Annotated in this window: 2 protein-coding genes; both read right to left on the minus strand. The window is 63.6% G+C overall.

All coding sequences use genetic code 11. From position 1 onward, the window contains the following. Positions 1-103: 103 nt before the first annotated feature. The gene (hchA, locus tag GTW58_RS12935) at positions 104-961 is read right to left on the minus strand and encodes a glyoxalase III HchA (RefSeq protein WP_119933834.1); all 858 of its coding nucleotides are present in this window, start codon (positions 959-961) and stop codon (positions 104-106) included. Positions 962-996: 35 nt separating this feature from the next. Continuing rightward, complete coding sequence (locus tag GTW58_RS12940; RefSeq protein ID WP_119933835.1) at positions 997-1,803, minus strand: NAD(P)H-binding protein; 807 nt, start codon at positions 1,801-1,803, stop codon at positions 997-999. Positions 1,804-1,969 lie beyond the last annotated feature (166 nt).

The following is a 1,969-nucleotide window of genomic DNA, read 5'->3' on the forward strand; positions in this document are numbered from 1 at the left end:
GTGTGTGGCGGGCCAAGGTGCGTAACTACGCCGATGACTGCATCCAGAACCCCAACGGCGCCGGCTGCTGACCGGCCCCGTTGGGGATCCCTGGGCAAACAGATCAGTCGCCGAACGCCTCCAACAGCGCAGCCGCAGATTCCTTGCCCAGCTGGTTGGCGGCCAAGGGGCTGTCACCGGTCAGCAGGTTGCGGTCCCGAGTGGTGGCACCGGACATGTCCGAGTTGGTCACCTCAATGCCCGCCTGCTGTAGCGCCTCCCCCAAGGCCCACGGCATCTTGCCGGGCAGGTACCCGATCTCCACGTTGGGCCCGAAGTCCAGGGCATCCGGGAACGCCACGATCTTGTACCCGGCAAACGGGTTGGCATCGCGGTCAACACCGGCAGCCAACAACCCCGCGGGTCCATGGCAGAGGGTGATCACCAGACGGTCGTTGTCCAGGAAGAACTCCAACGCATCACGCAATTCCGGGCTGGTCGGAAGGCCGTTCATGGCACCGTGACCACCCGGAATGAAGATTGCCGCGTAGTCCCCCAGCCCACTGGACACCACGTCTGCCAGTTTCTGGGGTGCCTTGAAGCTCTCTGCTGTGTTCTGCCAGGTGGCGTTGACGGCGCCGTCGTCGTGGGGGAAGGCCCACCACTCGAACTTTCCGGGGCCGCCGCTGACGGTGGCCACGTCGATTCCGTAGCCAGCCTCCGCCATGTGGTGCAGGGGCAGCAGGGTCTCCACGGGGTGGTTGCCGGTGGAGAAGAACGTGCCGTTGTCCATGAGCATGTAGCGCTCGTCCGTCGCCACTACCAGCACCTTCCAGCGGGCGCCGGTGTACTTGCGGTCCGTACCCAGGCCGTCAAAATCGGTGCGGCTGGCGGTGTACTGGGACAGTGAGTAGGGCGAGGGGAAGAATGCGTTGTCTTCGGCCTGGTCAGCGGTGGGTTTGCGGTCCTGGTTCTGGGTCATGACGGTTCCTTTTTCGGCGTTTGAGGCTGCGCGGTTCAGCTCAGCAGTGAGTCGTAGCCTTCACGGTACGTCGGAAAACGCAGGGCGCTGACGAATTCCTGCATACGCGAACTGTCCAATCTCTTGCCTGCGCTGCCCCCGGGCTTGTCAGGCGGTACTGGCACGTTGAGTTTGCCCGCAATGTAGGCGGCAACGTCGCCCATGCGTGCGGGTTCGGTGTCCACGGCGTGCAACAACGACGGCGGTTGTTCCGCTTCCAGCACCTCATGGAGAACAGACACCAGGTCATCGCGGTGGATGCGATTGGTGATGCGTGCGTGGTCCATGGGGCTGCCCTGACGGACCCGATTGATCAGCGAGGTCCGCCCCGGCCCATAGATTCCTGCCGGCCGCACGATGATCACCCCCGGGAACAGCTGCTGCGCCAGGTGTTCGGCTTCCAGGAGGACTTTGGCGGTGTCCCGCGTGGGGTGGGGTTCGGCGTCCTCGGTCAAGGTTCCATCCGAGTTACCCAGAACTCCGGTGCTGGACACCAGAACAACTCGGGGCGGGATGCCGCTGGCCTGCAGGGCTTGGTGCAGGCCTTTCAGTGCACCCAGGTAGGTGTGCCGGTAGTCCTCCACGTCCCGACCGTCGGCCGTGAGAGTGATGACGACGGCGTCAGCTTTCGGGAGGTCTTGATCCCCAGGATTGGTGAGGTCCATGGGAATGGGGGTGATGTTCTCGGGGAGCTTGTCCACGGAGCGTCGGATCCCGGAGGCTGCCCAGCCCTGTTGGCTGAGCCGTTCCCCCAGCGCCATCCCGACGTCCCCGCAACCAGCAAGCAACACGTGTTGAGTCATGAGGCAAGGGTGTCACGGGGGTCAGACAGAGGCCATCCCAGTAGTAGCCATCCATCCACTAAGGTTCAAGAATGTCTAGCACCAAGAAACTCCTACCTGACTCGTGCCACTTGAGAGCTCCTGGCTGACTTGGCCGGTGTTGTCGCTGGTCAGAGTCCTGTGGCGG

Source organism: Kocuria subflava (assembly GCF_012163155.1).
Classification (GTDB): Bacteria; Actinomycetota; Actinomycetes; order Actinomycetales; family Micrococcaceae; genus Kocuria; species Kocuria subflava.

Excerpts from the sequence above, each read along its gene's own strand:
- hchA (WP_119933834.1), bottom strand. The coding sequence starts at position 961 with ATGACCCAGAACCAGGACCGCAAACCCACCGCTGACCAGGCCGAAGAC.
- GTW58_RS12940 (WP_119933835.1), bottom strand. The coding sequence starts at position 1,803 with ATGACTCAACACGTGTTGCTTGCTGGTTGCGGGGACGTCGGGATGGCG.